Source organism: Achromobacter sp. DMS1, assembly GCF_001270295.1.
Window position 1 is genome coordinate 1 of the sequence record NZ_LHSJ01000273.1, and the last position, 5300, is coordinate 5300.

Annotated in this window: 4 protein-coding genes and 1 pseudogene; 2 read left to right on the top strand and 3 right to left on the bottom strand. The window is 68.8% G+C overall.

The features are described from left to right. The 3 genes and pseudogenes from AD428_RS28575 to AD428_RS22205 form a co-directional block, all read right to left on the bottom strand. Positions 1-213, bottom strand: a pseudogene (locus AD428_RS28575) (hypothetical protein); the annotation flags it as partial. Then, the gene (locus tag AD428_RS22200) at positions 206-1537 is read right to left on the bottom strand and encodes an MFS transporter (protein WP_082308372.1); all 1332 of its coding nucleotides are present in this window, start codon (positions 1535-1537) and stop codon (positions 206-208) included. The pseudogene AD428_RS28575 and the gene AD428_RS22200, both read right to left, overlap by 8 nt. A 288-nt stretch (positions 1538-1825) precedes the next feature. Beyond that, positions 1826-2581 carry a phosphatase PAP2 family protein gene (locus tag AD428_RS22205; protein ID WP_082308371.1) on the bottom strand — a complete coding sequence of 252 codons (756 nt, stop codon included), beginning with the start codon at positions 2579-2581 and terminating at the stop codon, positions 1826-1828. A 158-nt stretch (positions 2582-2739) separates the two neighbouring features. Between AD428_RS22205 and miaB the strand changes: the two genes are divergently transcribed. Further along, the gene (miaB, locus tag AD428_RS22210; protein WP_053246617.1) at positions 2740-4173 is read left to right on the top strand and encodes a tRNA (N6-isopentenyl adenosine(37)-C2)-methylthiotransferase MiaB; all 1434 of its coding nucleotides are present in this window, start codon (positions 2740-2742) and stop codon (positions 4171-4173) included. Further along, the gene (locus tag AD428_RS22215; protein WP_053246618.1) at positions 4170-5195 is read left to right on the top strand and encodes a PhoH family protein; all 1026 of its coding nucleotides are present in this window, start codon (positions 4170-4172) and stop codon (positions 5193-5195) included. The genes miaB and AD428_RS22215 overlap by 4 nt, the downstream gene beginning before the upstream one ends. The last annotated feature ends 105 nt before the right edge of the window (positions 5196-5300 follow it).

A 5300-nucleotide genomic window follows, 5' to 3' on the forward strand; every position in this document is an offset into this window, starting at 1 on the left:
GCCCGTGCGTCCCAGGCCCTGCCTGACCTCGTATCCCCAGCCGCGCAGGCGCTCGGCCACCAGCGCGCTGGTGCGGGTTTCTTCGTAGCCGAGCTCGGGATGCCGGTGGATGTCGCGCCGCAGGCGCTTCATGTCGTCGAATGCCTGGAGCAGGCCGGGCTCGTAGGCCGCGGCGATGCCGGAGGCGAAGGCGGCGGAGGGGATGTCAGTCATGGTGGCGCTCCCGGAACACGCAGGTTGCGGCAAGGCTGGCGGCCAGCATGCCGATGAGATACCACCCCGGCGCCATCGCGTTGCCCGAGATCTTCAGCAGCCAGGTCACCATGAACTGCGCCGACCCGCCGAACAGCGTGACCCCGAAGGCGTAGATCATGGAGGTGCCGGTGGCGCGGATCTCGCGCGGCAGGGCCGACACGATGAGCATGGTGCTGGCCAGCATATTGACGCCCAGCGCGGCGATGAGAACGATGCGGCACGCCACGGCCAGCCACAGCATGCCCGGCATCGACAGGAACAGGAAGGTGGGATAGGCCATCGCCATGCCAACCACGATGGACCACACCAGGGGCTGCTTGTAGTTGCGCACGCGGTCCACGTACAGGCCGCAGAGATAGACCGACACCACCTGCACCACGGCCGCCACGCAGCTGAAAAGGTACGACGTGGGCGCGTCGATGTGGTTGGTCTGCATCATGTAGGTGGGCATGTAGAACAGCACGATGTAGACCATGGCGGTGCCCGACATGATGATGAGCACGCCCAGCGTCAGGTCGCGCGGATGGCGCGCGGCCAGCGTCCAGGCCGGATGCTCCGCCGCCGCGCCCCCGCCCTCGCGCTGGCAGGCGTAGGTTTCCTCGATGTTGCGGCGGATGTACACGCCCACCGGAATGATGAGCAGCCCCAGCACGAAGGGCACGCGCCAGCCCCAGGCATGCAGCGCCTCCTCGGAAAGCACGGACGTCAGCAGCAGGCCGAGCGAGGCGCCCAGCAGCGCCGCCACGCCCTGGCTGATGGACTGCCAGCTCACGAAGAAGCCGCGCTGGTTGGCGCCGGCGGATTCGAGCAGCAGCGTGGTCGCCGAACCGACCTCGCCGCCCGCGGCGAAGCCCTGCAGCAGGCGCCCGGCCACGATGAGCACGGGCGCCATCACGCCGATCTGCGCGTGCGTGGGAGCGAAGGCGATGAGCGCGGTGCCCAGCCCCATCAGCGCGATGGTCGCCAGCATGGCCGCCTTGCGGCCCTTGCGATCGGCATACGCGCCCAACACGATGCTGCCCAGCGGCCGCATGACGAAACCCACGCCGAACACGGCCACCGCCATGAGCAGCGAACCGTAGGCCGTGTCGCTGGGAAAATAGAGCTTGCCGATGATGGCGGCGAAAAAACTGTAGACCGTGAAATCGAAGATTTCCAGGCCGTTGCCCAGGCAGGCGCCCAGGATGATGCGGCGGTTTCCCCGTGGTGCGGCGCGGGCCTGGCCCTCGGCGTCGGCGGCGGGCGGCGCGGCAACTGCGCCGGCATTCTCGGCAACATGCATGTCTGGTTTTCCTACCCTGATGGTTGACGCCGCGCGGCGGCGCCGGCGGCACGGCATGCGGCGCGCCAGCCATGCGCATAGCGCTATGCCTTGTGCTTGCGCCGAATGTATATACAAGCATATACATCATGCATGCGAGCGAATACCCGGGAAAACCTGTAGGCCGGATGCGCGCGGGCCGCGCCGGCCCGTTCTTGTCTACGGGGCCAGGCGCGGCCTGCGGAAGAAAGCGGAGGAGAAAGGCGGGAACGGGGCCCCGGCGTCAATCGCCCTTGGGGCGCGCCGGCCCTAGCCGCGCCACCAGCGCCACGGCGCGCGCAGCGGCCATTGGTACTGGCTGTTGAGCACGCGCGGCGCCAGCGCCCAGCCCATCGCCACGGCGATGCCCGCGGCGACCATGACGTCCGAGAGATAGTGGTCGAGGTTGATGAGCCGGCTGACGCCCACCAGGGCGGCCAGGCTCAGGAAGGCCCAGCGCCAGCGCGGCGCCAGGATGCCCAGCGTGACGGCCACCGCGAAGGCCGCGTAGGTGTGGCTGGACGGAAAGGAATTGAACTGCTGCGCGCGCGAGAAGGACTCGCCCATGCCGTAGATGCCCTGCTCGAAATAGAGCTCGGGCCGCGCCCGGGCCACCGCGCGCTTGAGCGCCAGCACCACCAGGCCGCCCGCGGCCATGACGGACAGCATGAGCACGCTGCCGCGCACCATGCTTTCGTAACTGGTGCGCAGCGGATTGCGCCAGCCCCGGGCCATGCCCAGCATGCCCACCCCGTAGAACAGCAGCGCCATCACGACGTAGTGGCCGCTCTCGCCCAGCTCGCCCACCCATTCGAAGGAATTGTCCACGCTTTCGGAGACGGACCGCTGGATGGCGATGGCCAGCGGCAGGTCGAGCCAGCGCGCGCTGGCGCCGGCGGCCAGAGACAGCACGATGGCCAGCACCAGCCAGATGCGAACCGAAAAAGGACTGCAGACCTCGGCAGGCGCCGGCGCGGCGACGCGGGTTGCCGCCGCAGTCACGGGCGTGATGGGGTTGGATGTCATGAATTCGGAACGAGAACGATTATCAGGATCGGGCCTGCGGCCGGACCGCTATGGTAACGGCAGCGGGGGCGCAACGGTGAGCAATCTTGCAGCAAGAGGTAAAATCCGATGTTTCCATCTCCCAGCCCCCGGGATCTACACCCGTCACGGCGACCGTCATGCAAGAAACCACCCTCAAGCGCGAGGGCGCGGCCAGCGCCGCGCAGCCTCCCGCCGCCCCCGGCTCCGACCCCCGCTCCCCCCGCAAGCTGTACATCCGCACCTTCGGCTGCCAGATGAACGAGTACGACTCGGACAAGATGGCCGACGTGCTGCGCGGCGACCAGGGCCTCGAAATGACCGACAACCCCGAAGAGGCGGACGTCATCCTGTTCAACACCTGTTCGGTGCGCGAGAAGGCCCAGGAGAAGGTCTTTTCCGATCTGGGCCGCGTGCAGCATCTCAAGAAACTCAACCCCGACCTGGTGATCGGCGTGGGCGGCTGCGTGGCCAGCCAGGAAGGCGAGGCCATCGTCAGGCGCGCGCCCTACGTGGACGTGGTGTTCGGGCCGCAGACCCTGCACCGCCTGCCGGAGCTGATCCGGCGCCGGCGCGCCGAGGGCCGCTCGCAGGTGGACATCAGCTTTCCCGAGATCGAGAAGTTCGATGCGCTGCCGCCGCCGCGGGTCGAGGGCCCGGCCGCCTTCGTGTCCATCATGGAAGGCTGCAGCAAGTACTGCAGCTTCTGCGTGGTGCCCTACACGCGCGGCGAGGAAGTCTCGCGTCCGTTCGACGACGTGCTCATGGAAGTGGCCGACCTCGCCGACCAGGGCGTCAAGGAGGTCACGCTGCTCGGACAGAACGTGAACGCCTACCGTGGCCGCATGGGCGACACCGCCGAAATCGCCGACTTCGCCCGCCTGCTGGAATACGTGCACGAAATCCCCGGCATCGAGCGCATCCGCTACACCACCTCGCACCCCAAGGAAATGACGCAGCGCATGGTGGACGCCTACGCCACGCTGCCCAAGCTGGTGTCCTTCCTGCACCTGCCCGTGCAGGCCGGCAGCGACCGCGTGCTGGCCGCCATGAAGCGCGGCTACACCACGCTGGAGTTCAAGTCGGTGGTGCGCAGGCTGCGCGCCGCGCGCCCCGGCCTGACGCTGTCATCGGACTTCATCGTGGGCTTTCCCGGCGAAACCGAAGAAGACTTCGAGAAAACCATGAAGCTCATCGAGGACGTGGGTTTCGACACCTCGTTCTCGTTCGTCTACTCGCGCCGCCCGGGCACCCCGGCGGCCGACCTGCACGACGACACGCCGCAAGACGTGAAGCTGCGCCGGCTGCAGCGCCTGCAGACGCTCATCAACGAACAGGCCGCCGCCATCGCGCGCGGCATGATCGGCACGCGCCAGCGCGTGCTGGTGGAAGGCCCGTCGCGGCGCGACGCCAGCGAGCTCATGGGCCGCACCGAGAACAACCGCATCGTCAACTTCGCCGCGCCCGCGCGGCTCATCGGACAGATGGTCGACGTCATCATCACCGACGCGTACACGAATTCGCTGCGCGCGCGCGTGGCCGGCGTGGACCGCGACTCCCAAGAGGCTGAATGACCCCCTCCCGCCCTCGCGCCCGCCGCCCCATGCCCACCGTCGTCCTGCTCGACGGCGACAATACCCACCTGGCCAATCTCTGCGGCCCCCTGGACGAAAACCTGCGCCAGCTCGCCGACGGCATGGGCGTGAAGCTGTCGCGCCGCGGCAGCCGCGTCACCCTGGAAGGCGAGCGGGCCGAACTGGCCGGCCGCGTGCTGCGGCGCTTCCATGAACAGGCCGTGCACCGCGCGCTGTCCATCGACGACATCCAGCTCGGGCTGGTGGAGATCGGCGTGGGCCGCCAGGAAGAGAAACTCCAGGACGATCTGGCCGAGGCGGCCGCCGCCCTGCCGCCCGTGGACGACGAGAGCGACGGCATCGCGCTGCGCACGCGGCGCAGCGACCTGCGTCCGCGCACGCCGCGCCAGCGCGACTACCTGAACAACATCCTCAAGCACGACATCACCTTCGGCATCGGGCCGGCCGGCACCGGCAAGACCTGGCTCGCCGTGGCCTGCGCCATCGACGCCATGGAGCGCGACACCGTGCAGCGGCTGGTCCTCACGCGGCCGGCCGTGGAGGCGGGCGAGCGCCTGGGCTTCCTGCCGGGCGACCTGGCGCAGAAGGTCGACCCCTACCTGCGCCCGCTCTACGACGCGCTCTACGACCTGATGGGGTTCGAGAAGGTGCAGCGGCTCTTCGAGAAGCAGACCATCGAAATCGCGCCCCTGGCCTACATGCGCGGCCGCACGCTGAACCATGCCTTCGTCATCCTCGACGAAGCGCAGAACACCACGCCGGAACAGATGAAGATGTTCCTCACCCGCATCGGCTTCGGCAGCAAGGCGGTCATCACGGGCGATCCGTCCCAGGTGGACCTGCCGCGCGGCCAGGACAGCGGCCTGGCCCACGCGGCCAAAGTGCTGCACGAGGTGCAGGGCATCGCCACCACGCGCTTCACCAGCCGCGACGTGGTGCGCCATCCGCTGGTGGCCCGCATCGTGGATGCCTATGACCGCGCCGCCGAAAATGACGCCTGACGCCGCGCCCCGGCTGTCGCTGTCGGTGCAGTACGGCGTGCGGGAGCCGCGTCTGCCCCGCTGGCGGCTGCGCCGCTGGGCGCAGCGCGCGCTGGCGGCGGCGGC